The 25,156-nt window shown below is 63.9% G+C and carries 22 protein-coding genes; 14 read left to right on the forward strand and 8 right to left on the reverse strand.

The features are described from left to right. Positions 1 to 141: 141 nt before the first annotated feature. The 3 genes from ABEA12_RS13245 to ABEA12_RS13255 all read left to right on the forward strand — a co-directional run bounded on the left by ABEA12_RS13245 (position 142) and on the right by ABEA12_RS13255 (position 3,474). A complete protein-coding gene (locus ABEA12_RS13245; protein WP_210100289.1) occupies positions 142 to 1,002 on the forward strand; it encodes a PHP domain-containing protein in 861 nt (286 codons plus the stop codon). 635 nt (positions 1,003 to 1,637) lie between these two features. Beyond that, positions 1,638 to 3,320, forward strand: a complete 1,683-nt coding sequence (locus ABEA12_RS13250; RefSeq protein WP_210102499.1) for a sodium:solute symporter family protein — start codon at positions 1,638 to 1,640, stop codon at positions 3,318 to 3,320. A gap of 22 nt (positions 3,321 to 3,342) precedes the next feature. Next, the gene (locus ABEA12_RS13255; protein WP_210100290.1) at positions 3,343 to 3,474 is read left to right on the forward strand and encodes a putative transporter small subunit; all 132 of its coding nucleotides are present in this window, start codon (positions 3,343 to 3,345) and stop codon (positions 3,472 to 3,474) included. Positions 3,475 to 3,723: 249 nt separating this feature from the next. Here the strand turns inward: ABEA12_RS13255 and ABEA12_RS13260 are convergent, their stop codons facing one another. From ABEA12_RS13260 to ABEA12_RS13280, 5 genes are all read right to left on the reverse strand, one after another. Further along, on the reverse strand, positions 3,724 to 4,662 hold the full coding sequence (locus ABEA12_RS13260) for a hypothetical protein (protein WP_210100291.1): 939 nt from the start codon (positions 4,660 to 4,662) through the stop codon (positions 3,724 to 3,726). A 14-nt stretch (positions 4,663 to 4,676) separates the two neighbouring features. Beyond that, positions 4,677 to 5,336 (reverse strand): DUF6318 family protein, encoded by a 660-nt coding sequence (locus ABEA12_RS13265; RefSeq protein WP_210100292.1) that lies wholly within the window; start codon positions 5,334 to 5,336, stop codon positions 4,677 to 4,679. A 344-nt stretch (positions 5,337 to 5,680) separates the two neighbouring features. After that, complete coding sequence (locus tag ABEA12_RS13270) at positions 5,681 to 6,658, reverse strand: DNA-methyltransferase (protein ID WP_345468587.1); 978 nt, start codon at positions 6,656 to 6,658, stop codon at positions 5,681 to 5,683. Between the two features lie 5 nt (positions 6,659 to 6,663). After that, positions 6,664 to 8,319, reverse strand: a complete 1,656-nt coding sequence (locus ABEA12_RS13275) for a DEAD/DEAH box helicase (protein ID WP_345468589.1) — start codon at positions 8,317 to 8,319, stop codon at positions 6,664 to 6,666. 337 nt (positions 8,320 to 8,656) lie between these two features. After that, positions 8,657 to 10,105, reverse strand: a complete 1,449-nt coding sequence (locus ABEA12_RS13280; protein ID WP_210100294.1) for an RNB domain-containing ribonuclease — start codon at positions 10,103 to 10,105, stop codon at positions 8,657 to 8,659. A 74-nt stretch (positions 10,106 to 10,179) separates the two neighbouring features. On the opposite strand from ABEA12_RS13280, the gene ABEA12_RS13285 reads away from it, so the two are divergent. Next, a complete protein-coding gene (locus ABEA12_RS13285) occupies positions 10,180 to 10,860 on the forward strand; it encodes a ferritin-like fold-containing protein (protein ID WP_210100295.1) in 681 nt (226 codons plus the stop codon). A 79-nt stretch (positions 10,861 to 10,939) separates the two neighbouring features. Continuing rightward, complete coding sequence (locus ABEA12_RS13290) at positions 10,940 to 11,623, forward strand: 4a-hydroxytetrahydrobiopterin dehydratase (RefSeq protein ID WP_210100296.1); 684 nt, start codon at positions 10,940 to 10,942, stop codon at positions 11,621 to 11,623. Between the two features lie 76 nt (positions 11,624 to 11,699). Here ABEA12_RS13290 and ABEA12_RS13295 read toward each other — a convergent pair whose 3' ends face one another. Together ABEA12_RS13295 and ABEA12_RS13300 are read right to left on the reverse strand one after the other, a co-directional pair. After that, positions 11,700 to 11,921 (reverse strand): DUF3107 domain-containing protein, encoded by a 222-nt coding sequence (locus tag ABEA12_RS13295; protein WP_210100297.1) that lies wholly within the window; start codon positions 11,919 to 11,921, stop codon positions 11,700 to 11,702. Between the two features lie 70 nt (positions 11,922 to 11,991). Then, positions 11,992 to 12,573, reverse strand: coding sequence for a TetR/AcrR family transcriptional regulator (locus tag ABEA12_RS13300; protein ID WP_210100298.1), 582 nt, complete (start codon positions 12,571 to 12,573; stop codon positions 11,992 to 11,994). A gap of 164 nt (positions 12,574 to 12,737) precedes the next feature. Here ABEA12_RS13300 and moeB point away from each other — a divergent pair, with 164 nt between their 5' ends. After that, positions 12,738 to 13,961, forward strand: a complete 1,224-nt coding sequence (gene moeB, locus ABEA12_RS13305) for a molybdopterin-synthase adenylyltransferase MoeB (protein WP_210100299.1) — start codon at positions 12,738 to 12,740, stop codon at positions 13,959 to 13,961. Positions 13,962 to 14,090: 129 nt separating this feature from the next. On the opposite strand, the gene ABEA12_RS13310 is transcribed toward moeB, so the two are convergent. Beyond that, on the reverse strand, positions 14,091 to 15,422 hold the full coding sequence (locus ABEA12_RS13310; protein ID WP_210100300.1) for a glutamyl-tRNA reductase: 1,332 nt from the start codon (positions 15,420 to 15,422) through the stop codon (positions 14,091 to 14,093). 136 nt (positions 15,423 to 15,558) lie between these two features. On the opposite strand from ABEA12_RS13310, the gene hemE reads away from it, so the two are divergent. The 8 genes from hemE to hemL all read left to right on the forward strand — a co-directional run bounded on the left by hemE (position 15,559) and on the right by hemL (position 24,864). Then, positions 15,559 to 16,629 carry a uroporphyrinogen decarboxylase gene (gene hemE / locus ABEA12_RS13315; RefSeq protein ID WP_210100301.1) on the forward strand — a complete coding sequence of 357 codons (1,071 nt, stop codon included), beginning with the start codon at positions 15,559 to 15,561 and terminating at the stop codon, positions 16,627 to 16,629. 133 nt (positions 16,630 to 16,762) lie between these two features. Continuing rightward, the gene (locus ABEA12_RS13320) at positions 16,763 to 18,583 is read left to right on the forward strand and encodes a protoporphyrinogen/coproporphyrinogen oxidase (protein WP_345468593.1); all 1,821 of its coding nucleotides are present in this window, start codon (positions 16,763 to 16,765) and stop codon (positions 18,581 to 18,583) included. Positions 18,584 to 18,703: 120 nt separating this feature from the next. Beyond that, on the forward strand, positions 18,704 to 19,417 hold the full coding sequence (gene hemQ / locus ABEA12_RS13325) for a hydrogen peroxide-dependent heme synthase (RefSeq protein ID WP_210100302.1): 714 nt from the start codon (positions 18,704 to 18,706) through the stop codon (positions 19,415 to 19,417). Next, the gene (locus tag ABEA12_RS13330) at positions 19,414 to 20,619 is read left to right on the forward strand and encodes a ferrochelatase (RefSeq protein ID WP_210100303.1); all 1,206 of its coding nucleotides are present in this window, start codon (positions 19,414 to 19,416) and stop codon (positions 20,617 to 20,619) included. The genes hemQ and ABEA12_RS13330 overlap by 4 nt, the downstream gene beginning before the upstream one ends. Next, positions 20,616 to 21,590, forward strand: coding sequence for a hydroxymethylbilane synthase (gene hemC, locus ABEA12_RS13335; RefSeq protein WP_210100304.1), 975 nt, complete (start codon positions 20,616 to 20,618; stop codon positions 21,588 to 21,590). Before ABEA12_RS13330 ends, hemC begins: the two co-directional genes overlap by 4 nt. A gap of 6 nt (positions 21,591 to 21,596) precedes the next feature. Continuing rightward, positions 21,597 to 22,499 carry a uroporphyrinogen-III synthase gene (locus ABEA12_RS13340; RefSeq protein WP_210100305.1) on the forward strand — a complete coding sequence of 301 codons (903 nt, stop codon included), beginning with the start codon at positions 21,597 to 21,599 and terminating at the stop codon, positions 22,497 to 22,499. A gap of 68 nt (positions 22,500 to 22,567) precedes the next feature. Beyond that, the gene (hemB, locus tag ABEA12_RS13345; protein ID WP_210100306.1) at positions 22,568 to 23,551 is read left to right on the forward strand and encodes a porphobilinogen synthase; all 984 of its coding nucleotides are present in this window, start codon (positions 22,568 to 22,570) and stop codon (positions 23,549 to 23,551) included. After that, positions 23,551 to 24,864, forward strand: a complete 1,314-nt coding sequence (gene hemL / locus ABEA12_RS13350) for a glutamate-1-semialdehyde 2,1-aminomutase (protein ID WP_210100307.1) — start codon at positions 23,551 to 23,553, stop codon at positions 24,862 to 24,864. Before hemB ends, hemL begins: the two co-directional genes overlap by 1 nt. Positions 24,865 to 25,156 lie beyond the last annotated feature (292 nt).

Here is a 25,156-nt window from a genome sequence, read left to right on the forward strand (position 1 = left end):
CGCTTTTCGCCGCGTGGGCCGGGCGTTGCGCATGCCGGCACAGGAGGATGCGATCGGCCCCTCCAACCGGCTTGTTCGTCGTGGGAAGAACACGGAGGGATCAGCCACTTCGCCGATGCGAAGAGGGATACGCTGTCAGCTATGCGGATCGACCTTCATGCTCATTCACATGTATCCGACGGGACTGAGCCTCCTGCTGTTTTGGTTGCCTCTGCCAAGGCAGCCGGCCTCGACGTGGTGGCCTTGACTGACCACGACCAGACGGCAGGATGGCAAGCAGCCGGTGAAGCCGCCCTGGCACTAGGCATCGGGCTAATCCCCGGGATGGAAATATCCTGCAGATCCGGGGCCGGCGTCAGCGTCCACCTGCTCTCTTACCTCCACGATCCACACCACCCCGGACTGCTTGAGGAAATCGACAAGGCACGGAATGCGCGCATCATTCGTGCTCGTCGCATGGTGGAGCTGCTGGCTGAGGACTATCCGGTGGACTGGGACCTGATCGCCAGGCATGCGGCTCCTGGCGCAACAATCGGCCGTCCGCATATTGCCGATGCCTTGGTGACCGCCGGAGTGGTGCAGACCCGTACAGAGGCGTTTTCCCAGGTCTTGACTACACGCTCACGCTATTACGTCGGGCACTACGCCGTGGATGCGGTCAAGGCCGTCAAGCTTGTGCGCGATGCCGGCGGTGTCCCGGTCTTCGCACACCCGGTTGCTTCGGCCCGCGGTCGAGTGGTGGGACAGGACACCTTCGAACAGATGATCGAAGCAGGTTTGCTAGGCCTGGAAATCAATCACCGCGACAACCCTGAGGAAGGCCGCCAGTACCTGCGCGCGCTGGCCAAGGAGCATGACTTGATCGTCACTGGTTCCTCGGATTACCACGGGACGGGAAAGCCGAATACATTCGGCGAAAACACCACTTCAGTGGAAATGCTCAAGCGCATCATTGCCGCTGGAACCGGTTCTTCTCCGATGGGGATGCCTGAATCGTTCTAGACCGTCGGCCGTATCAGTTCGAATGTTGAGCGCGGAGTTTATCGCGATAGCCACAGCTGCGGCTCGGTGGGCTTCAGAACGGTACCGCTGAGATGGAAACGATAGGATTTTTGACCTGAGCATGAAGGTTCTCTGAACTATATTCATTATTCGGTTGTTCAGACTGTAATCCAATGCTGATCCTTGATTGCGTTAGATGCAGCATCGAATTCAAGAAAGATCCGGGCAAAGTCAAGTTGCCGATTCATCATGCGAGACGGTATCGGAATGTTATCCCAGTCACGAGCAGGCTCGTTGGTTACCTGTTATTATCAATCTGGTTGCTTCGAGTATTGAAACATTTTTGTCGAGCTTAGTTCCAACGTTTCACGAAGCAGCCCACAACCACGATGGCGTGAGTTTAGCCATCTAATTGGACATGAATCGGCCGCGCTGGTGAGTATGAAGTCCCGCGATGAGTACCTGATGTCCAGGATCCGACTCTAAGTCAGGGTGGTTTTGCGCGCTCTGAATGCGTCCACGTCGGATGCCTGATCGACTCGTGTATGCGGAGTCGACTAATTGTGCCCTCGTTGGCCAGCGCGCAGGTAGTAGGAATTGTTTTCCGGCGGGATTCCTATGATGAGAGGATGGATATGGATCTCCAAAATGGAGAATATCAACTTCTCGCGGGATGGTTAGTCCTGGGGTTGTTGGTGCTTTTTTATGGTGGCACTTTTGTAATGACTCTCTTTATTGGTAAGAAAAAAGAGAATGCCGACGGATATATGACGGCCGGAAACAAGATAGGTTTCGGAGTCTCCGCGGCGAGCATGACAGCGACGTGGATTTGGGCATCTTCGATGTATGCCTCGGCTACATCTGGCTATACCTATGGTATTTCCGGACCGATCCATTACGGCCTTTGGGGCGCTTTGATGATTCTATTCATCTACCCCTTTGGCCGGAGAATCCGCGCGGTTGCGCCAAAGGCACACACCCTTGCCGAAGTTATGTATGCCCGCCACGGACGGTCCAGCCAGCTCATGCTCGCAGGTTCCAACATCCTTGGCAGCGTAATTTCCTTGACCTCGAACTTCATTGCAGGCGGAGCCTTGATCGCGTTGCTCTCGCCCTTTAGCTTCAGCCAAGGCATCATCGCTGTTGCTGCAGGTGTCCTGCTATACACCCTGTGGTCGGGCTTCCGCGCTTCGGTGCTGACGGACTTCGCTCAAGTCGTTGCCATGCTTGGTGCCGTGGTCATCATCATTCCCGTGGTCTTCTTCGCTGCCGGGGGGCCGGGCCTCTTTGAATCAGGCGCATCCAACCTAACCCCCCAGCAAGCCAACTTCTTCTCCTCCGAGGCGTTCCTCAACCAGGGTGCCCCGTATATCGCGGCCGTCCTGGCCTATGCAATTGGCAACCAGACGATTGCGCAGAGGTTGTTCGCCGTCCGTGAAGACCTGATCAAGCCGACTTTCATCACTGCCAGCGTGGGTTACGCGGCGACAGTTATCGGAATCGGCATGCTTGGAGTTATGGCCTTGTACGCGGGCATTACTCCATTGGACGGGGACATGAATAACCTGATCCCGCAGATGGCCGTTACATACCTCGGACCAGTTTTGCTGTGTCTCTTCTTCATCATGATTATCGGATCACTATCTTCCACGGCTGACTCGGACCTGTCTGCGTTGTCATCCATCGCGATGGCCGACTTCTACGGTCAATCAGTGGGAAAGAAGAACGTTAACCCCAAGACGATGCTGCTGGTTGGTCGCATCAGTATGATCCTGGCGACCGGGGCGGGCTTGTTCTTTGCCAGTGGCCAAATGAACATCCTTGATCTGTTGGTCTTTGTGGGCGCCCTCTGGGGTGCCTTGGTCTTCCCTGTCATTGCCAGCTTCTACTGGAAGAAGGTCACCAACAAGGCCTTCACCGTCTCGACGCTGGCCGCGTTGGCGCTGTTCCTGCCAGTGCGTTTCGAATGGATCGCTCTTTCGGGTGTCACCGGCATCGTTGTCGATGCACTGAGCATCGTTGGAATAGGTGTCGTTCTGGGACTCATGGCCTTCGGTTTCTTCGGGCTGAAAATTGCTCGGATAGTAGGGTTGGTGGCCATCGTGGTCTCTGCGCCGTTCGCTATGGGGGCGCTGCACGAGTATGCGGTTCTTAGCGGATCGCTGGTTGCCTATTCCGTTTCGACCATTGTCTGTTACGCCATGTCGGTGCGATCGAAGCAGAACTTCGATTTCTCAACCATTAAGGACCGCGTCGGGGACTTTGACCCTGTCGAGACGATCAAGAGAGCCTCCGACCGCACATCCGCCAGCAAGTAGAGAATTAGAAAAGGAGACTGTTGTGGATATCTTTTGGTTAACCGTTTACGTCTTGGTCTGGCCGGTCATCGTGGCCGGAACACTCTTCGTGATCGTGCGTGCGTTTCTCAGGGAATGGCGCCAGGCACGCGCCGAGGATCGAAGCTTGGTCTAGGTAGCTTCTGATGGATCGCCGGTTCAGTTTGCGGAACCGGTGATCCGAATGATTAGGGCCCGGGGCCGTCACAAATGACGACGCCCTGGGCCTTCATTGTTTTTAGGAGCAATGTTTGGGTTGGGCGATTGGCTGCAGGCTTCAGCGCCAAGGTGACAACGGCGAAGCCTTGAAGTTCCTGAAGTGAGCAACCCGTAACTGTACTGGTGATTTCGGACTACTGGCTCGAACACGTGGGCTGCCCCGGACTTACTCTGTGAAAATGGTAGCGCAACCCGGTGAGTTTTGATCCTGGTTACAGTTTTCAGCAACCAAGATCTTCTTCGTTCTCCATACACTCATCGTGATGGGTTCACTCGGAACATTGGCAACACCGGGAATCGGGGTCCAGGGACCACCCTCGGTTGAGTATTCGCCACGGAACCTAGTGGTTAGCCCAACACCGAAGTCTCCCGTTTCCTTGTAGACATGGCTGCTGGTTGTAGGCTCGTCGAACCCGCGTTTCGCCATGGCTGTTCCTGGAAAGCTCAGCTGCCGTGTCGTTCCGTCTCCGTAGTTCCATCCGTATGACACTGGAAGTGCGCGGATCCTGACATCCTGATCGAAGATCGTCACGTTGAAAGACTGAGACTTGGAATTCGCATACATGTGCGCGTGGCCGTTGCGCAGGGAGAAGTTCTCCGGCTGGCTGATAATTGTCGAAGCAAGTAGTGGCAAATCACGGAATCTCTCTGGTGTTACTTTTGCGATGTCCTGCTCAGCGCCGGGGATCTCGATGCTCGGTTCGGTGCTGCAATACGAGCTTCTCCCGACAAGTTCGCCTCTTCGTGGCCCATTGACCGCGTATATCAGACGAAGCAAGGGATAGCTGCCATCTGCACAAGGGGCGTCGGGGTTGGCGTCACATCCCAACTCAACGGTGAGGGAAGGCTCGCATTGCCGGTAATACTCAATGCGGTACTTTAGCTTTGGCCCGTACTTGACCTGTTTGCTTTTCGTTCCATCGCGAAAGAACGAAGAGGGAGGCGAATCCGGGGCTTCATGCTCCTGACACCGGCCTTCTCCGGTGTGCCCGCTATCTCCGCCCATATACATCTCATCAGCACAGGGGAGCAAGGCTAGCGGAACCGCATCTGGCCGAATAGGTGACAATACGACCGCAAGGAAAGCAATGAGTACGGCAGTCATCCGAAACATTTTGATTACTTTCCCTTGATATCCACGAACTCTACGTCGACGACTTTCCATCCTTTGACGTACGACAAGTGAAGCGTGCCGGGTTGTGAACTTTTAGTTGCTGGTATCTCAGACTGAAGGTCCCCATTTGGGAGATAGATCGATGTTCTTTCTCGCTCGAACGTAAAACCGGAGATTCCAATCGAATCCACGAGTTTGACGAAATTTACAGATATTACGGTTTTTCCGCCAACATGCCAGTTGCCCTGGCCTCGATTGCTATCGCCGGGATCGATAATCTGTTTCGCGCAAAGGTAGCAAGAATGCTCTGTGACTGCCTTGATGGGTTTGGTGTCATATGTCAGTACCGTGTAGTCGACCAGCTCAAAGTAGTACTTTGTAAACGCAGCAATACCTTCCTTCGATTTCTCCTTTGCCGCTTCGGGTAGCTTCGGGACCGGCCAGTTCTTGGCGGGTCCCTTGGAGCTGGCTGGAACTGGCGTCGGAGTTGGTTCTACGGTTGCAGACGGAGGTGGCGTCGACGGTGAACCGGACGAGGTTGTGGTCGGACTCAAAGATTGACCGCTGGACTCAGTCGGATCTGGATTCGAACTGCATCCCGCCGCTATGAGCATGAGCGCGCTGGCGCAGAGGATGCCGATGACGCTCTTGAACTTCGCAAACATGCCAAGGTCCCACGATTCGGTTGGAGTCAATTAGCAGACATACTAACCCCCTTGCCGCATCATTGGGAGAGGTTTTCCACAGGCAGGTGGCACGTTCTGCGAGGTAGTCGTGATCGTTTGCAGCCTGCAGGGAAATACTGCAGGTCTGGGACCAACACCGGCCAAGGGCTTCCTGTCGAGCTGACATGGGCCGGGAGGATACTTCTTCGAGGAACGCCTGAGAGAAGCAAAGATCCGGGCAGAATCTTCGAAACAATCCCGGGTGTGAACATGTGGCCTTCTACGAGAAAGATGCCGGCGCTTGCTGTGCCGTTAGTCGGCAGCTTCCAGCGTGCTGTCGGATATCAGCCGTTCAGCGTTTCCAACACGGTGGCCGTGGGTATTCGTTTGGACATCACGGCGAGTGACTGTGGGTTTTCATCCACACAGACGAACCGGCGCCCCAGCTTGGCGGCGACAGCTCCGGTAGTGCCGGACCCTGCGAAGAAGTCCAAGACCCAATCACCTTCGCGGGAACTCGCGTTGATGATCCTGCGCAGGATACCTTCGGGCTTCTGCGTGGGATACCCGGTCTTCTCCTTGCCGGTCGGCGAGACGATCGTGTGCCACCAAACATCGGTGGGCAGCTTTCCGCGCTCGCGCTTCTCGGCAGTGACGAGTCCCGGAGCCATGTAGGGCTCGCGATCGACCTCGGCATTGTCGAAATGGTACGTCTTGGGGTTCTTGACGTAGACCAGAATGTTGTCATGCTTGGCCGGCCAGCGGGACTTGGCCCGTGCGCCGTAGTCGTAGGCCCAGATGATCTCGTTCAGGAACGATTCGCGCCCGAAGATGGCATCGAGCATGACCTTGGCGTAGTGCACCTCGCGGTAGTCCAGGTGCACGTAGAGGGTGCCGTCGTCGGCCAGCAGGCGCCAGGCTTCGCGCAAGCGAGGTTCCAGGAACGACCAGTAGTCGTCAAACGCGTCATCGTAGCTGTGTAGGTCCCCACGCAGGGTCGAGTAGCTGCGGCCCTGGAACCCGATCCGGTCGCCTTCGCCCTTGGCCGCGCGGACCGAGGTCATGACCTGGCGCTTCTGCGTCCGCCCGGTGTTGAAGGGCGGATCAACATAGATCAGGGTGAAGGAACCGTCCGGCAACGTCGGCAGGAATGTTGCGTTTTCGCCGTGAACGAGCAGGTTCGGGCCCGTCGGCGTCCACTGCGTCACCGAGGGATCCACCGTTGCCCCCCTCTGCGATGCAACGGTGAGCGCCTGCTGCTCTTCCCCGGTCTCCGGGGCAAGTTCAAAGAGCAGGCCGGCGCGGGGTTCGATATGCGTCATGCCTGCTACTCGGCGTCGTTGCGATTCACGGTTTCGCCGTCGCGGCGGCGGGTACGGCTGCGATTACGGTTGCGTGCCGGACGCTCGGCGGCCGGAGCTGCACTCTCGCCGGGCTCCGGAGCGACCGCGGTTTCGCGGTGGCGTTCGCCTTCGCGCGCCGGGCGGTCCGAACGGCCATGGGAATGGCCGTGGCGTCCGCCGCGTTCTGCGCTATTGGCGCCGCGGTCCGAGCGTTCGCCGCGTCGGTTGCCCTCGGAGGAACGGGGGGAGCGTGAAGCGTTCTTCTTGCCCGTCTCGCCCAGGTCCTCGAGCTTTTCCCCGGAAAGGCCCTCGAGCTTGCGCGCATGGCGCGGCAGGCGGCCCTTGGTGCCGGCCGGGATGTTCAAATCGGTGAAGAGGTGCGGCGAGGAGGAGTAGGTTTCCACCGGATCGGTGACGTTCAGGCCCAGGGCCTTGTTGATCAATCCCCAGCGCGGGACATCGTCCCAGTCCACGAAGGTCACGGCGGTGCCCTTGTTGCCGGCGCGGCCGGTGCGGCCCACACGGTGCAGGTAGGTCTTCTCGTCTTCCGGGCACTGCAGGTTGATCACGTGGGTGACATCATCGACGTCGATGCCGCGCGCGGCCACGTCGGTGGCGACCAGCACGTCGACCTTGTTGTTGCGGAAGGCGCGCAGTGCCTGCTCGCGGGCACCCTGGCCAAGGTCGCCGTGCATGGCGCCGGCCGCGAAGCCGCGGTCAATGAGTTCGTCGGTCAGCTTGGCCGCCGAACGCTTGGTCTTGGTGAAGATGATGGTCCGGCCACGGCCCTCTGACTGCAGGATGCGGGCGACGACTTCGTCCTTGTCCAGCTGGTGGGCGCGGTAGATGACCTGGCGGATGTCCTTCTTGGTGATGGAGTCATCATCCGGGTCCGCTGCGCGGATATGTGTCGGCTTGGTCATGTAGCGCCGCGCCATGGCAATGACCGGGCCGGGCATGGTGGCCGAGAAGAGCATCGTCTGGCGCACCTCCGGGGTTGCACCCAGCAGTGTCTCGACGTCGGGAAGGAAGCCAAGGTCGAGCATCTCGTCGGCCTCGTCGAGGATCACGATGCGCACGTTCTTGAGGTTCAGGTGGCGCTGGCGGTGAAGGTCGATCAGGCGCCCGGGGGTGCCCACAACGATCTCCACGCCCTGCTGCAACTGTTCGATCTGCGGTTCATAGGCCCGGCCGCCGTAGATCGTGGCGATGCGGGCGTTGCGCTTGGTGGCTGCCTTGCCGATGTCCGTGGCGACCTGGTTTGCCAGTTCACGCGTGGGGGCGATGATTAGTGCCTGCGGTGCGCCGGGGACCGGGAGCTTGTCGTAGCCCGGATCGGTGGGACCGACCACGCGCTGCAGGGCGGGAATGCCGAAACCGAAGGTCTTGCCGGTGCCCGTCTTGGCCTGGCCAATGATGTCGTGCCCGGCCAGTGCGACCGGAAGGGTCATCGACTGGATGGGGAAGGGGTGGGTGATGCCCGCAGCGGTCAGCGATTCGACGATGTCGGCGCGGACCCCGAAGTCCGAGAAGGACAACTGGGGGATTTCGTGCGGTGTTTCTTCGGTGGACAGGGTTTCTTCGATGTCCACGGCCTCAGACGCCGAGTCAGCGGTGAGCAGGTTTTCTGTATTCAACACAGGGGGTCTCATTCGTTTAGGCACGGCCTCACGGGGTGCTCGACGACCGTCCTCGGTCAAACCGGGGAGATGGGGTCGGAGGTCCACCACATTCGGGGTGCTTCCAGCGGAGCCGATCGCAGGCATAGCTCGCGGTCAAATGGTTCTGACCACGTGGGGCGCGGAAGTCGCTGGGTGATCCCGCTTGAATTCTTTTCAAGGTATGCGACCGGGCATCCTTATACCCTTCAAGCATATCGTGCACCCGGGCGAAACCACGTATTTCCCACCGTGGTTCCCGGTGAGAAGGACTTCCGCTTTTCCCCGAGCCCCGCGGGGGAAGACCGGAAGGGGTGGGTCAGGAGTCCAGGATCCGGAAGCGCACCTTGCGGGTATCCAAGTCCGCATCGAGCAGTTCCACCTCGACGCGGGTGCCCGGGGACACCGAGCCTTCATAGCGCGCGGTGACCGCGGGGGAGTCCAGCTGAAGGATCCCGCCGGACTTGCCGTTGCCGTTTTCCTCCGTGGATCCGGTCAGCGTCACCGCGCTGAAACGTTCGCCGAGACGGTGGGCCAGGGACGCCGCCTCGACAGTGTCGATGGCGGCACGCTCGATCTTGTTCACGACGCGGTTGGAATCGTTCATCAACTCGGGCAGCGACGGGAGTACTTCGCGTACCGCGGCCGGCACTTCCTGGCCTGTTGCGGCGTAGGAGCAGACCAGCAAGGCAAAACGGTCAACAAGCCGACGCAAGGGGGCGGTGGTGTGCGCATAGGGTGCGGCGATGGCGGCCTGCACGGTTTCCTGCGGCAGCTCGCCGTCGAAGGCGCTGTAAGTGGCGCCGCGAAAAAGGCTCGTCGCATGGTGCATGAGGGCGAGTTGGCGTGGATCCTCCAAATCCAGGGAGCGCAGGAACTCACCATAGGGTTGCTCCGGTGCCCACGTTGCGCCCAGGGTCTGTGCCTGGAGGCGGAAGATATCGATGTCTTTCTGCGCCGGGGCAGGCATGGTGCGCAGCAGCCCGACCTTGGCCTTGAGCATGATGCCGGCAGCGGCCATGCCCGTCATCAGAGAGATCTGCGCGTTCCAGTCCTCCACCGGCAGCGGGGCGTCGGAGACCAGCTGGTAGGTTCCCTCGACGCATTCGACATCCTGGGACGGAATGCGCAGGCTGGCGCCTCCGCGCAGCCGTTCCAGCTCGATGCGCTTGAGCCCGACCTCGCGCAACAGCTGCAGCATCTGACCGGCTTGGCCCGAATCAATCGAGGCCTGGACCCCGGTATAGCTCAGCTTTTCGCGGCTGCGGACCATGGCACGTTCCAGCGCCGTGTGCATCAGCTCCCCGGAAGCGTCCAGCGAAAAGGACCAGAGGTAGGCGCTGCGGTCTTGGTTGGGCAGCAGCGAGCCGGCGTCCTCGGCGATGGCCTCCGGGTGCAAGGAGATGCGCCGGTGCGGCAGGTAGACGGTTTGGCCGCGCAGCCGGGTTTCTGCATCGAGGTTGCCGCCCAAGGCAACGAAGCCGGGCACATCGGCGATCGCATAGTGCACCAGGTATCCGTCATCGCTGCGCGAGAGGTGCACTGCCTGGTCCAGGTCGGTTGAGCTTGCCGGGTCGATGGTGACCAACTCGATCTCACGCCGGTCGATCGGTGGCAGCTCAAAGTCCGCGATGGCACGCTCGGCTTCGGCCAGGACCTCGGAGGGGAACTCGGTGCGTAACTCGAATTCCGTTTCCAGGGCGATCAGCGCCTGGGCCAGGGCTGTGCTTCGGGCTTCCGGGGTCAGTGCGATCTTTTGGTGGCTCACCGCCCCAGCATAACGAGAGACCGGTGCCCGAAGCCCGATGTGCCACGTGTGTTGGCCCCGAGTAGGCTGAAGCAATGACCGATACACCGCTGACTTTTGGTTCCCGGGCCGACGCCGATGATGCGGAGATGGCCCTGCTGGGGCTGATCGCCTACCAAGAGCTCACGGCCTTTGAACACCTGTCCTCCGATGCGCGCCTCTCGCCGACGCTTGTGGACCGCGAAACCCTGGGCCGGTTGGCCGTGACGGAGTTCGCACACTACGAAATGGCGCGCGAACTCATCGCCGCACGGGGGCTGGACCCGCAGGAAGTCATCACGCCGTTCATGGAGTCCCTGGATGAGATGCACCGCCGCACCAAGCCGGGGGACTGGTACGAGTCGCTGACCAAGGCATATGTGATCGACGGGGTCGCGGCCGACTTCTACGCACTGATCGCATCGGGCCTGGAGCCGCAGATCCGGTTTCTGCTCAGCGAGGTGAAGACCTCTGCGGTGAACACCGACTGGTTGCGTCAGCGGCTGCAGCTGGCCATAGACGAGCACCCCGAACGGGCCTCCCGCCTTGCCCTTTGGGGGCGCAGGCTGCTGGGCGAGGCGCTCACCCAGGCGCGAGAAATCGGCGAGAGATACGACTATTGGGGTTCGCTGCACTCCGCCGGCACCGATACCCGCGGCCAGGAGATGACACGGCTTTTCGCCCGGCTCGTGGAGAACCACTCGCGTCGCATGCGCGAGTTGGGCATGACCGCCTAGGAAGCGTCGCAAGGGGTGCGGCGCACCCTTGGTTTTGCGCGCCAAAGACCGATTTCACCATGAGAAACGAGGACTACGTATGGGTATCGACAAGGATTCACCCACCCGGGTGCTGAGCGATTATGAGATTGCCCGAGCGCTGAAGGAACTGCCCTCCTGGAGGGAACGCCAGGGTGCGTTGGTGTGCGCCTGGACGTTCCTGGATTCACGCGAGGCCATCGATTTTCTGGCGATCGTTGCCGAGGCCGCCGAGCACCAGGGCCACCACCCGGATGTCGATTGGCGCCACGACACCATCTTCCTGCGCACCACGTCCCACGACGCCGGCGATGAAATCACTTCCCGCGATGTGGACCTGGCCCGGCTGCTCGAATTCGCCGCGGCCGACTCGGCAGCGGTGGCCGTGCCGAACCGCCACCAGGACGTGCACCTGAAGATCGCGACCAACAGTGCCGCTGCACTTGAGGGCTTCTGGCTTGAGGTCATGGGATACATCAGGGACCCGGACGGAGTGCTGGTGGACCCCGAGGGCCGCAATCCGCGGATCCGCTTCCAGCAGCCAGCGACATCGAACGTCAACAGCGTCCGCATCGAAAAGCACATCTGCGACTCCGAGCTGGAGCATCTCCAGGGATTGCTGGAGAGCCACAGCAATGACCGGGGCATGGTCCGCCGTCCGGGGCGCAGCAGCTACTCCGACTCCGAAGGCAACAGCGTCATCCTGTGCACCGAAGTTCGCGAAGGAACCCCGGACTTCCAGTAGGGGCACCGGGGAAGCTTAAGCAGCTGGGGCAGGGACGTGGAAACGTCCCTGCCCCAGCTGCTGATGGGCGAAATGCCTAGTGCGCGAATCCTACGCGGCGTGCTTCCTCGACTCCGATTTCCACATAAGCGATGCCCGCCACGGGCACCAGCATCAGGCGGCCCTTGGCATCGGTAAGGCGCAGTTCCCCGCCGGCGGACAAGGCGTCGGAAACGCGCTTGCCCAGCTCCTCTGCGTCCTCGGCGGACTCGATTACGATCTCGCGGGTAACATTCTGAATTCCAATGCGAACGTCCATGGGGCCCTCCTGGTTTGTTGCATGTGTCGGGGCCCGGTGGCACCGACCAACATCTCACCTTGAATTTACGTCAGGATTCTTTGGGGAAGCGACCGATTCCGCGCCAAGCTAAACGCGAGACCAGATCACCGGCCTCCTCCATGGACACCTCGTCGGCCATATCCACCCAGTAACGTGCCGAGACCTGGGCCATCCCGGCCATCGCGCGGCCCATCAGCAAGGCCTGTGCCGGGGGAAGCTTGGTGTCCTCGGCAACGACGTCGGCAATGCGCCGGGCGAACTTCGCGTTGAACGCCTCGATGCGACCGCCGATTTCTGCGTCGTTGAGCAAATCGGATTCGAAGATCAGCCTGAAGGCCTGCGAATCCCGGGCGATGTACTCGTAGTAGGTGCGGATCGTGGCACGCACGCGCAGCTTGTTGTCCGAGGTGGAATTGATCGCCTGCTGCAACAGATCGCTGAACTCGTCCATGTGGGCATCGAGCAACGCGATGTACAACTCCCGCTTGCCCGGGAAATGCTGGTAAAGCACCGGCTTGGAAACCTCGGCCACCTCGGCGATCTCATCCATCGAGGCGCCGTGGAAGCCATGGGCGACAAAGACCTGGTGGGCCGCGTTGAGCAGCTGGCGGCGACGGGCTTCGCGCGGCATCCGTTGCGTCCTGCCCGCGCGGTTTGTAGGAGTGGTCACATCGGCCCTTTCGCGAAAACTGGTCACCCGGGGGTATGCGGGAGAGATTTCGCACCAGTCTACTCTTGGGTAACGAAGGATGGCGGACGCGGTGCCTCGCGGCGCCCAAGCACTATGGTGGATACATGATCCACGCTAGTGAGCCCAAGCCCGGGAACCGGGGCAACGACAGCGGCCGCCAACCGGCGCTGGTGGCGCCCGGGGATGAACTGCTGCCCGAGGAATTGCTGCGCTACTCGCGCCAGATCATCATCCCGGAGATCGGGATCAGCGGCCAACGCAGGCTGAAGAATGCCCGGGTGCTGGTCATCGGGGCCGGGGGCCTGGGTGCCCCCGCGCTGCTCTACCTGGCTGCCGCCGGCGTCGGGACCCTGGGGATCATCGACGACGACGTGGTGGATCTGGGCAACCTGCAACGCCAGGTCATCCACTCCACCAACACCGTGGGTCAGCCCAAGACCGAATCGGCCGCGGCGCGCATCAAGGAACTGAACCCGCTGGTCACCGTCATCAAGCACAACGAACGCCTGGATGTCTCCAACGCCGTCGGGCTCTTCGGGCAATACGACCTGATCCTGGACGGGACGGACAACTTCGCCACCCGTTACCTGGTCAACGACGCCGCCGCGCTGGCCGCCAAGCCTTACATCTGGGGATCGATCCTGCGCTTCGACGGGCAGGTGAGCGTCTTTTGGGATGCCAAGGGCCCGAACTACCGCGACCTGTACCCGACCCCGCCGCCGCCCGGGATGGTGCCCTCCTGCGCCGAGGGAGGGGTGTTCGGGGTGCTGTGCTCCCAGATCGGCTCGGTGATGGTCGCCGAGGCGATCAAGCTGATCACCGGGGTGGGCCGGTCGTTGCTGGGACGCCTGCTGGTCCTTGATTCCCTTGAGATGACCTGGCGCGAGGTTGCCCTGCACCCGGATCCCGAGGTGCCGCCGATCACCGCGCTGTTGCCCAGCTACGACGATTTCTGTTCTGCTCCCGCACTGGACGCCGCCGGGATCGAACGCATCGCCGCTCACAGCATCGACGCCAGGGAACTGGAAAGGCTGCTCGCAAACCGCGGCCAAGGCACGGAGGATTTTTTGCTGGTCGATGTCAGGGAACCCGGTGAGGCGGAAATCGTTTCGATCCCCGGTGCGCTGCTGGCTCCGCGCGGGGCGATCCTGGGCGGCGAAATCGAGTTGCCGCGTGACCGCCGGATCATCCTGCACTGCAAGTCAGGGGGCCGCTCGGGGGAAGTGCTGGCCTACCTGCTCGAGCAGGATTATGTCCAGGTGCGTCATGTTTCGGGCGGGATCCTGGCCTGGATCCACGACGTGGATCCGCAGCTGCCCGGATACTAGCCCAGGGTCCGTTAAACCGTCCCGAGGCCCGGAACGTATCGATTTGCCGAGCAGATGAAAAGGCACCCCCTGGGAAAATTCCTTCCGGAGGGTGCCTTCTGCTTTCTGGAATCGTGGTTCGGCCTGGCCTTAGCCTGCCTGCCGGACGGCCTTTGCGGGTGCCTCGGTGGCGGGGCAGGATTCCTTGCGCTTCACCGAGGGTGCCACAGGCACCTCTACCTCGAGCCCGTAGAGGGTTTGAAGTGCTTCGATGTAGTCCCCGGCACGGCCCTCAGCGGCCAGTTCACGGGCGCGGACCGTTGGCACGTGCAATAGCTGGCGCATCATCCGGCGCATGGCGAACTCGACCTCCTCGGCCGCGGCGGTGCAGCCATGTTGCGCGCGCACCTTTTGGACCTCGGCCTCCAGGACGGCCTGGGTGTGCCGGCGCAGGGCAACGATGGCGGCATCGGCGGCACGTTCGCGCTGTTCGGCGGCGAAGGAATGCGCGGCGTCAAGCACGATCGAACGGGCCTCGCGAAGGGACTGGGACTGCTCCTCCGGGGCGGCCATGCGCACCGATTCCAGGTTGATCAGCTCCACCGACTCAAGCGTGCCGATTTCCGGGTCGAAGTCGTTGGTCAGGGCCAGGTCGATGGCGATCAGCGGGCGGGCACCGCGATCAAGGACGGCAATGTCCGCGGCCATCAGCCGGTGGTCCGAGCCGCTGCAGCCAATGATCACATCGGCGGTTTCAAGGGCGGCTTCCAAGGTTTCCTCATCCAGGGGACTGCCCCCGCGGGAAGCGACGAACGCCTCGGCGCGTCCCGAGGAGGAAAAGACCGAAACGTTGTGGGCGGCGCGTTCACGCAACAGCGACATCGTCGCCCCGGCGTAGGCGCCGGTGCCGAAGATCACGATCTTCTTGGTGCCCCAGTCGGACTCGGAGCTCAGGTCCGTGGCCAGGTCCAAGGCCACGGAGACCACAGAGAGCCCGCGCGAGCCCAGCGAGGTGCGCGAGCCGACGTCCTTGGCGGTGCGCGAGGCGCTCTGGAAGAGGCGGACCAGCGAACCGGTCGCGGTTCCCGCGGTCTGGGCCTCGTTCAACGCCCTCCGCACCTGGCCTGCGATTTCGCGTTCGCCGATGACGGCCGAATCCAATCCGGCGCCGACGGTGAAGAGATGCTCGATGACATCGGTCTCCGTCTTGGAAACCAGGGCGGTGGAGATGGTGGCTTCCGAGAGGCCGGTGCTGGCGGAAATATGGGTGATCACCTCTGAGCGCGCTGCAGGTACGTCCTCGAATTGCGGGACTTCGCAATAGATTTCGTAGCGGTTGCAGGTAGCCAAGGTGATGGCTCCGGCAATCGGGCTGGCCGAAGCGAGCACAACGGAAGCGACCTGGGAGGCGTCGGCACTGATCTTTGCCACGGTCTCGAGGTCGATGTCTGAATGGGAGGCAACGAGAGAAAGTAAAACCACAGTGCCTCCCATGGTAGCCCTTCTACCTCCCGTAGAGCACCGGGTGTGACCGGTTCGACCCGGCGACCGGGTAACCGGTGTTCGCTGGCGGCGTGCGGATTACGGTTCGGGGCGCAATGTTGGCAGAATACAAGGCATGACGTTGAGCCAGAACCACCCCTTGATGGACGGCCGTACCGCCGATTCCGCGTTGATTACCGCCTACCGTGGCCGCAAGCCCGAGCGCAGACCAGTGTGGTTCATGCGCCAGGCAGGCCGCTCGCTGCCCGAATACCGCAAGCTGCGCGTAGGCACTGAAATGCTTGAATCGTGCCTGCGCCCGGATATGGCATCGGAAATCACGTTGCAGCCGGTGCGCCGCCACGACGCGGACGCCGGGATCTTCTTCTCCGACATCGTCATCCCGCTCAAGCTTGCGGGCATCGAAGTGGACATCGTCCCGGGCGTCGGCCCGGTGCTGGGCACCCCGGTGCGCACCGCCGCCGACGTGCGTGCGCTGCCGAAAATGGACGACGCGGCACTTGACCCGATCCGCGAGGCCGTGGCGATGACCGTGGAGCAGTTGGGCAAAACCCCGCTGATCGGCTTTGCCGGGGCCCCGTTCACCGTCGCCGCCTACATGGTCGAGGGACGTCCGTCGCGCGACCACATGGGACCGCGCACCATGATGCACGCCGAGCCCGGGGTCTGGGAAGAGCTGGCCAACTGGGCAGCCGATGCCTCCGGCGCGTTTTTGCGCGCCCAGATCGAGGCCGGCGCCTCCGCCGGGCAGCTCTTTGACTCCTGGGCCGGATCACTCTCGCTCGCCGACTACACCGATCACGTCGCACCGGCCTCGGCCCGCGCCCTTGACGCCGTGCGTGACCTCGGTGTTCCGCTGGTGCACTTCGGCACCGGCACCTCCGAGCTGCTCGGTGCGATGCGCGATGTGGGGGTCGACGTCATGGGCGTTGACTACCGTCTTCCGCTGGATGAGGCAAACCGCCGCCTCGGCGGGAACATCCCGCTGCAGGGCAACATCGACCCGGCCCTGCTCTGCGCCCCGTGGGAGGTCCTTGAAGCCCACGTGCGCCAGGTGCTTGCCGCCGGCGACACCGCACTGTCCCACGTGGCGAACCTTGGCCATGGCGTTCCGCCGGAGACCAACCCGGAAACCCTCACGCGTGTGGTGGAACTCATTCACTCCATCCCCGTGGCAGGGCGTTAAGCTAGAAGAAGCAGTACTGCCCCGGACACGGGGCACAGCCGAACAAACGGGCCGAGAGCCCGCGCTCGGGTGGTGAATGCGAACCGTGTCCGGGCACAGCGCAGTGACACATTCGTTTTTGTGAAAAGAGTTGATGGTGCCAAACCCCGAAGAGCAGCCACGCCGCGGTGGGAACCACGAGACCGGATCCGCCCAGCGGTCCCCGGCCCCGTTTGCCGCCGAGGACCAAAAGCGTGATGCCGCCGGCAGTGCCGAGACCGCCGAAGCCCCCGGTAGCCACGCGGTGGCCAATGCCGCTCCGCAGCAGGCGGGCGCAACCGGCGCGGTGCCCGTGACGCACAAGCCCGAGGCCCCGGCCAAGGCCCGGCGCGCCCCGGTGGCCTCGAACGCCGCCGCCCACGCGATGCGCCTGCTGGCCCGTGCCCGGGGTGCCGAGGGGGCACAAACACTTCCACCGGTTGCTTCAGGCCCGCTCGCGGTTGTCATCGGCGGCGGGATCTCCGGACTGGTCGCTGCCCGCGAACTGGCTGCCACCGGGCACCGTGTCCAGGTCCACGAGGCCTCCGCTGCCTTTGGCGGTTGCGTCGGTGTGCATGAGGTAGCCGGATTGAAGCTCGATGCCGGCGCCGAATCCTTCGCCACCCGCTCCACCGCCGTCGCTGATTTGATCGCCGAACTGGGCCTGGGCGAGGACATCGTCACACCAGCGCCCGGCGGTGCTTGGCTATACCTGAAACGGGGCAGCGAAAACCTCGCGCTGCCCCTTCCGGCCACCGGCATCCTGGGCATCCCCGGGGATCCGTGGGCCGATGAGGTGCGCGGCGCCATTGGACGGGCCGGTGCCCTGCGGGCCGCCGCGGACCTGATCACCCCGGTGTCCAAAAAGCTCCTTGAGGGCCAGATGTCCCTGGGCGCACTGGTGCGCTCCCGGATGGGATCGGCGGTACTGGAAAACCTGGTGACCCCGGTGGTCTCCGGGGTCTATTCAGCGGACCCGGACACCCTTGACGTCGACGCGATATCCCCGGGCCTGCGTGCCTCGGTGCTCAAGCATGGCTCGCTGGCGCGCGCAGTGGCTTCGATGCGGGCCGCGGCCCCGGCCGGATCGGCAGTGGGCTCGATCTGCGGGGGCATGAACAGGCTCGTGACAGCCCTGCTGGGGGACCTGCGGGCGGCCGGGGTCCAGCTGCATCCAAACAGCCAGGTGGCCACGTTGTCCGCCGGGGCCGACGCCCGCGGATTCCTGGTGGGCCTGGCGCCCGAAACACCACTTCGCGCACCGGCGAAGAAAGAAAGCCCGGTTCGTGAACGGGGCGTGGCGAAGGACGCGGGGGCGCAACGGGCGCTGCGCATCGAGGCGGATCGCGTGGTCATCGCCACCGGCGGCCGGCCCGCCGTGGATCTGCTGGCCGGAATCGATGCAGGCTTCGGGGAGTACCTGCCGGCGAAGGGTGCCGGGATCAGCCTGGTCACCTTGGTCATCGACAAGCCCGAGCTCGACGATGCCCCGCGCGGCACCGGGCTGTTGGTGGCGCCCACCGTCACGGGCGTCGGTGCCAAGGCACTGACCCACGGCACCGCCAAGTGGCAGTGGCTGGGGGACGAGTCCGGCCCCGGATCCCACGTGGTGCGCCTGTCCTACGGCCGGCTCAACGACGTTACCGCTTCCCTGGTGAATGCCGATGACGCCACGCTGCGCGACGCCGCACTGGCCGATGCCTCGGTGCTGCTGGGTATCGAGATTGACGCCGGGGACGTTCTCGGCTTCGACGTGGTGCGCTATGGCGGTGCACTGCCCTTCGCCACCGCCGGGCATGCCAAGTCCGTGGTGAAGATCCGCGGGCTCCTCGCCACCCACCCGGGCCTCGATGTGGTCGGTGCATGGCTTGCGGGCACCGGGCTGGCCTCGGTCATCGCCGACACGACCAAACGGCTGCGGGTCACCGCCAGCTGACACCGCCGTCCCGCCGGATCGAGGCAGACCCGCGTCGGCGGCCAACAAAGACTCGTTTCACCTTCAGAACCACTTCGCCCACACTCGAAGTGAACGCAAAGAAAGCAGGAGAAGAAACCCATGAGTGCAGTGGAATCCAACTCACCCGTGATCCGCGACCGCGAAGCAGCAGGCGCGGACGCGACCATGTATTACACCCTGTGGACCGTCTTCAAGCGTGATTCGGACCTGGACCGCACCGAGGGCGTCGAGGCGTTCGAGTCGCTCGTCACCGAACTCGCGGCAGCAGGCGTGACGTTGCGCGGCACCTATGACGTCTCCGCCATGCGCGCGGACGCCGACGTGATGACCTGGGTCCACGGTCCCACCCCCGAGGCCCTGCAGGAGGCGGTGCGCAAGATCCGCCGCTCCTTCCTCTTCGCTGAGACCTCCATCGTGTACTCCACCATGGGCGTGCACCGCGAGGCCGAATTCTCCAAGAGCCACTCCCCGGCCTTCTCCCGAGGTGAGGCGCCCGCGGCCTGGATGACCGTCTACCCGTTTGTGCGTTCCACCGACTGGTACCTGCTGGACCCGGCCGAACGCGGCATAATGCTGCGCGACCACGGAATCCTGGGCCGCGACTTCCCGATGGTGCTGGCCAACACGGTCGCCGCCTTCTCCTTCAGCGACTACGAATGGCAGATCTGCCTCGAGGCCCCGGACATGATCGACCTCGTGGACATGATGCGCCACCTGCGCTACACCGAGGCGCGCAACCACGTCACCGAGGAAACCCCCTTCTACACCGGACGGCGGATCTCCGCTTCGGAGATTGCAGAGGTCCTGCGATGAGCCAGGCATTTGACCCCCGTACCGGATACGACGAAAAGGGCCGGATGGCCCCCAAGGCCTACGACGCGATCTTGCTGGCATCCTTCGGCGGGCCCGAAGGACAGGACGACGTGATCCCGTTTTTGCGCAATGTCACCGCAGGCCGCGGCATCCCCGACGAGCGACTCGAAGAAGTCGCCGTGCACTACCGCACCAATGGCGGCGTGTCACCGATCAATGCCCAGAACCGTGCGCTGAAGGCGGCGTTGGAAGCCGAGATCGCCTCCCGCGGCCTCGAGGTCCCGGTGTACTGGGGCAACCGCAACTGGGCACCGTACGTCAACGACACCATCGAAGAGATCTACGCCGCGGGCCACCGCACGGTCTTGATGCTCTCCACCAGCGCGTACTCGTGCTACTCCAGCTGCCGCCAGTACCGCGAGGACCTGGGAGTTGCGCTGCGCGAGACCGGGCTTGAGGGCAAGCTCGAGGTGGACAAGGTGCGCCAGTACTTCGACACCCCCGGGTTTGTGAACCCGTTCATGGAAGGACTGGAGAACTCGCTTCGCCAGGTGCGCTCCCAGCTGGCGGATGCATCAAACCCCGACGGGGAGATCAAGATCGTCTTCGTCACCCACTCCATCCCTACCACCGATGCCGATGCGGCCGGCCCGCGTGACTTGGCAGCCACGTTGGACACCGACATCTACTCGGCCCAGCACCTGGCTGTTGCGCAAGCCATCCTGGCCGGGGTTCCCTCCGCTGCAGGGCTCGAGCACTGCCTGGTCTTCCAGTCGCGCTCCGGTGCCCCGGGCACCCCGTGGCTGGAGCCGGACATCAACGATGCGCTCGCTAAGTACAAGGAATCCGGCGTCGCCGGGGTCGTGGTGATGCCCATCGGCTTCGTCTCGGACCACATGGAGGTCCTCTGGGACCTGGACACCGAAGCCAAGGAAACCTGCGCCGAGCTGGGCCTGGCCTTCCACCGCGCGCCGACCCCCGGGACCCACACCACGTTCGTTTCCGGGCTCGTCGACCTGCTCTCCGAGCGCCTGGCAACCTCCGAGGGGGAAGCGGTGAAAGAAGGCCGCGTCTCGGCCGCCAAGCTGGGCCCCTGGTTCGATGTGTGCCGGCCCAACTGCTGCGTCAAGGTCATGCGCGACGGAACCACAAAGCCCACCATTGCCGCCGTTGATTCAACGGTCGGGGTGCCGGCGCCGTGAGCCAGTCCCTGTTCACCATTGGGACCCGCGGCTCGGCACTAGCCACCACGCAGACCGGGACCGTGGCCAGCGAGTTGCAGGAGCGCTGCGCGGTGCCCTACGACACCGTGCTGATCAAGACCGAGGGCGATGTGACCACCGGCCCGCTCTCGCAACTCGGCGGGACCGGTGTGTTTGCTGCGGCCCTGCGCCAGGCGCTGTATGAGGGCACCTGCGATCTGGCGGTGCACTCGCTCAAGGACCTGCCCACCACACAGCCGACGGGCCTGGTCATTGCCGCAACCCCGGCTCGGGCGGACTTCCGTGATGCACTGTGCGCCCGCGACGGGTTGTTCCTGGCCGAGTTGCCCGAGGGCGCCTCGGTGGGAACCGGCTCGCCGCGGCGTGCCGCCCAACTGCTGGCCTTCCGCCCCGACCTTAAGATCGTGGACATCCGCGGCAACGTCGGAACCCGGCTGGGCAGGGTCAAGGGCTCACCCCTGCAAAAGGACGACGGGGGAGTGGGGCGCACCGCCCAGGGCGACTTGGACGCCATCGTGCTGGCCGCCTCCGGTCTGGAACGCCTAGGCATGGGCTCGCACATCACCGAGTACCTGGACCCGGAGATCATGCTCCCGGCGCCCGGGCAGGGTTCGCTCGCCGTGGAGGTCCGCACCGGCGGCAGCGGACATGAGGGAGTCGATGCGGCCCTGGTCGCGATGGATGACACCGACACGCGCCTGGCGATCACCGCCGAACGCGCGCTGCTGGCACGGCTGGAAGCAGGCTGCGCGGCACCCATCGGCGCGCTGGGCACGGTGCGCGGTCACGAGCTGGTGCTCGATTCGGTGGCATGCCATCCGACGGGCGCCGACACCATGCGCCGCAGCGCACGCACCTCGAGGCTCACCGTTGACGGCGCCTACGCACTGGGCGTCGCCCTGGCCGAACAGCTGCTGCGCGAAGGCGCCGCAGAGCTGGCCGGACTCTAGGGAAACATGGAGAAGGATTCAGTGCTCGCCGGCCGCAGGGCCCTAGTGCTGCGCGACCCCGCGCGGGCCGCGGACACCGTGGCGGCGTTGGCCTCCCGCGGCGCGAGCGCCTCGGTGTGCCGTCTCATCGACTTCGAGCTGCCGGTGGGCACACAGGGTCTTGACGATTCGCTGCGCATGTTGCTGGCCGGCGGGTTCGACTGGCTCGTGCTCACCAGCGTGAACACCGTTCGCGCCCTGGGGTTGCGTGCCGTGGCACTGGACCTGGACTTGGAGATACCGGCAACAACCCGCGTCGCGGTGGTCGGGGAGGCCACCGCTCGGGCGCTCACCGAGCTGGGGGCGCCAATCGCTTTCATGCCGGTGCACGACCACTCGGCCCGCGGCATGCTCGCCGAATGGGACGAACTCAACGGGCGCGACGCCTCGGGCACCGGGACGCCGGGGACCCAAACCGTTTTCATGCCGCAGGCGGACATCGCCTCGGCCACGTTGCGCGAAGGATTCGCCGCCCGCGGCTGGCACGTCCGCATCGAGGTCGCATACAACACCGTCCGGGCCCCGGCGGACCCGGACCGGGCCCTGCGCCGGGCAGCAGGTACCGGCGCCGGATTGCCCGATCCCCTCCTCCGGGCCGATACCCTCATGCTGGCCCCGGCGCAGTTGCCCGCTGCGATGCCCGGGCTGCACGCCGTCTTCTTTAGCTCCCCAAGCACCGTTGACGCCTTCCTGGCCGCGGTCCCGGAACCGGCGGCGGACCTTGGACTGGTCGCGATCGGTGACAGCACCGCGGCCCGCCTGCGTACGGCCGGACATCCACCGACAGCAATTGCCCGCTTCCCGACGCCAGAGGGAATGGTCTCAGCCTGGGAGGATTCCCGGCGTGCCGCACCGCATGCACCGACCTGACCCAGCGATTCCGTCCGTCCCCCGATCCTTTTCGAACCACCGCTTACGAGCTTCACAAGGAGCCATCAATGTCATTCCCCGCCCGCAGGCCCCGGCGCCTGCGCACCACCCCCGCCATGCGCCGGCTCTCTGCCGAGCTGACCATGGCCCCGCAACAGCTCATCCTCCCCGCCTTCGTGCGCGAGGGGATCACCGAGCCGAACCCGATCACCTCCATGCCCGGGGTCTTCCAGCACACCCTTGACAGCCTCAAGGCCGCCGCGTCCGAGGCCGTCGAGCTTGGCCTGGGCGGCATCATGTTATTCGGCGTCCCCGAGACCCGCGACGCACGCGGCAGCGCAGGTGTGGATCCGGCCGGGATCCTGAACCGCGGCATCGAGGCCGTGCGCGCGGAGGTGGGCGATGAACTGGTGATCATGTCCGATGTCTGCCTGGACGAATTCACCGACCACGGCCACTGCGGCGTGCTTGATGCGCACGGTCGCGTGGACAACGATGCCACACTGGAAATCTACGGTGCGATGGCCGTTGCCCAGGCCGATGCCGGGGCGCACATGCTCGGCCCCTCGGGCATGATGGACGGCCAGGTGGCGGTGATCCGCCAGGCCCTGGACGAGGCGGGGCACCAGGACGTCTCGATCCTGGCCTACGCAGCGAAGTACGCCTCCGCGTTCTACGGCCCCTTCCGCGAGGCAGTGGATTCCCAGCTCACCGGGGACCGCCGCACCTACCAAATGGATGCAGCGAACCGCCGCGAGGCCATGCTCGAGGTCGAACTCGATCTGGCCGAGGGCGCGGACATGGTCATGGTCAAGCCGGCCATGAGCTACCTCGACGTACTGGCCGACGTGGCCGCCATGTCCCCTGTTCCCGTCTCCGCCTACCAGATCTCCGGGGAGTACGCGATGATCGAGGCCGCCGCCGCCAACGGCTGGATCGATCGCCGCGGTGCCATCACCGAATCAGTACTGGGCATCCGCCGCGCCGGCGCAGACACCGTGTTGACCTACTGGGCCTCTGAACTGGCCCAGTGGCTGAAAGAAGGAAAATAATGACCAGCTCAGCTGAACTCTTTGCCACCGCCCAAAAGCTCATGCCCGGCGGGGTGAACTCCCCGGTGCGCGCCTTCGGCTCGGTCGGCGGGGTGCCCCCGTTCATGGTCGGCGCCAAGGGCCCCTACCTGCACGACGCCGACGGGAACGACTACGTCGACCTGGTGTGTTCCTGGGGCCCGGCGCTGCTGGGCCACGCCCACCCCGCGATCCAGGATGCCGTGCACGCGGCGGTGGACCGCGGACTGTCCTTCGGGGCCTCCACCCCGGATGAGGGCAAGCTCGCCCAGCTGGTGATGGACCGCTTCGGCGGGGTCGAGCGCATGCGCATGGTCTCCACCGGTACCGAGGCCACCATGACCGCGGTGCGCCTGGCCCGCGGCTACACCGGACGCGATTTGATCGTGAAGTTCGCCGGCTGCTACCACGGCCACCTCGATGGGCTGCTCGCAGCCGCCGGTTCCGGCCTGGCGACGCTGTCGCTGCCGGGCTCCGCAGGGGTCACCGCGGCCACCGCCGCCGAGACCCTGGTGCTGCCCTACAACGACCCCGAGGCCATCACCGCCGCGTTCGCCCGGCACGGAGACAAGATCGCCGCAGTCATCACCGAATCCGCTCCCTGCAACATGGGCGTGGTCACTCCGGAGGCCGGCTTCAACAAGTTCCTTTCCGAGACCACCACCGCGCATGGCTCCCTGCTGATCCTTGACGAGGTGCTCACCGGCTTCCGTGCATCCGATGCCGGCTACTGGGGATTGACCGGCCGCACCGAGGGCTGGGTCCCGGATCTGTATACCTTCGGCAAGGTCATCGGCGGTGGACTGCCCGCCGCCGCGCTGGGCGGCCGCGCCGAGGTGATGGACTACCTCGCACCGCTGGGCCCGGTCTACCAGGCCGGCACCCTCTCGGGAAACCCCGTGGCGATGGCCGCCGGGATCGCGCAGCTTTCCCATGCCACCGACGAGGTCTATGCGCACATCGACGAGAAGTCGCTGGCATTGCAGGGCGCACTGGCCGATGCGCTGACCGCCGCCGGGGTGGATTACTCGATCCAGGTTGCCGGCAACCTGTTCTCGGTGGCCTTCGGCACCTCCGAGCACGGAGTGCACAACTACGCCCAGGCCCAGGGGCAGGAAGCGTACCGCTACGCACCGTTCTTCCACCAGATGCTGGACTCCGGGGTCTACCTGCCGCCGAGCGTCTTCGAGGCCTGGTTCATTTCCTCGGCGCACGACGACGCGGCGATGAACAAGATCTTCGATGCGCTTCCGGGCGCAGCACGCGCAGCAGCCTCCGCAGTTCCTTCCGCATAGCTTCGCAAGGAAGTTCTTGGCCCTCGATCCGTGCCGCCTCAGCAGCTTGATGGGGCACGGATGAAGGCCATTTGGCTTCGCCGGCGACCTGTTTCGGCTTGCCCGCGAACGACTTGGTGAGGGCTAAGCCACTTTTGACACGTTCGCTTCCTTCGTGCGGCCGGGGCCCTGGGGATCGTGTGATTGTTCCTGGACGCTTATGCGATTCAGTGCATAAAGCCACGTCAGGATTTGTTTATGGAAGTTAGTCAAGCGTTGGTCCGGGGGTGTTTCGGTGATGATTTCTTCGCCG

This window comes from Paeniglutamicibacter antarcticus, assembly GCF_039544305.1.
Classification (GTDB): Bacteria; Actinomycetota; Actinomycetes; order Actinomycetales; family Micrococcaceae; genus Paeniglutamicibacter; species Paeniglutamicibacter antarcticus_C.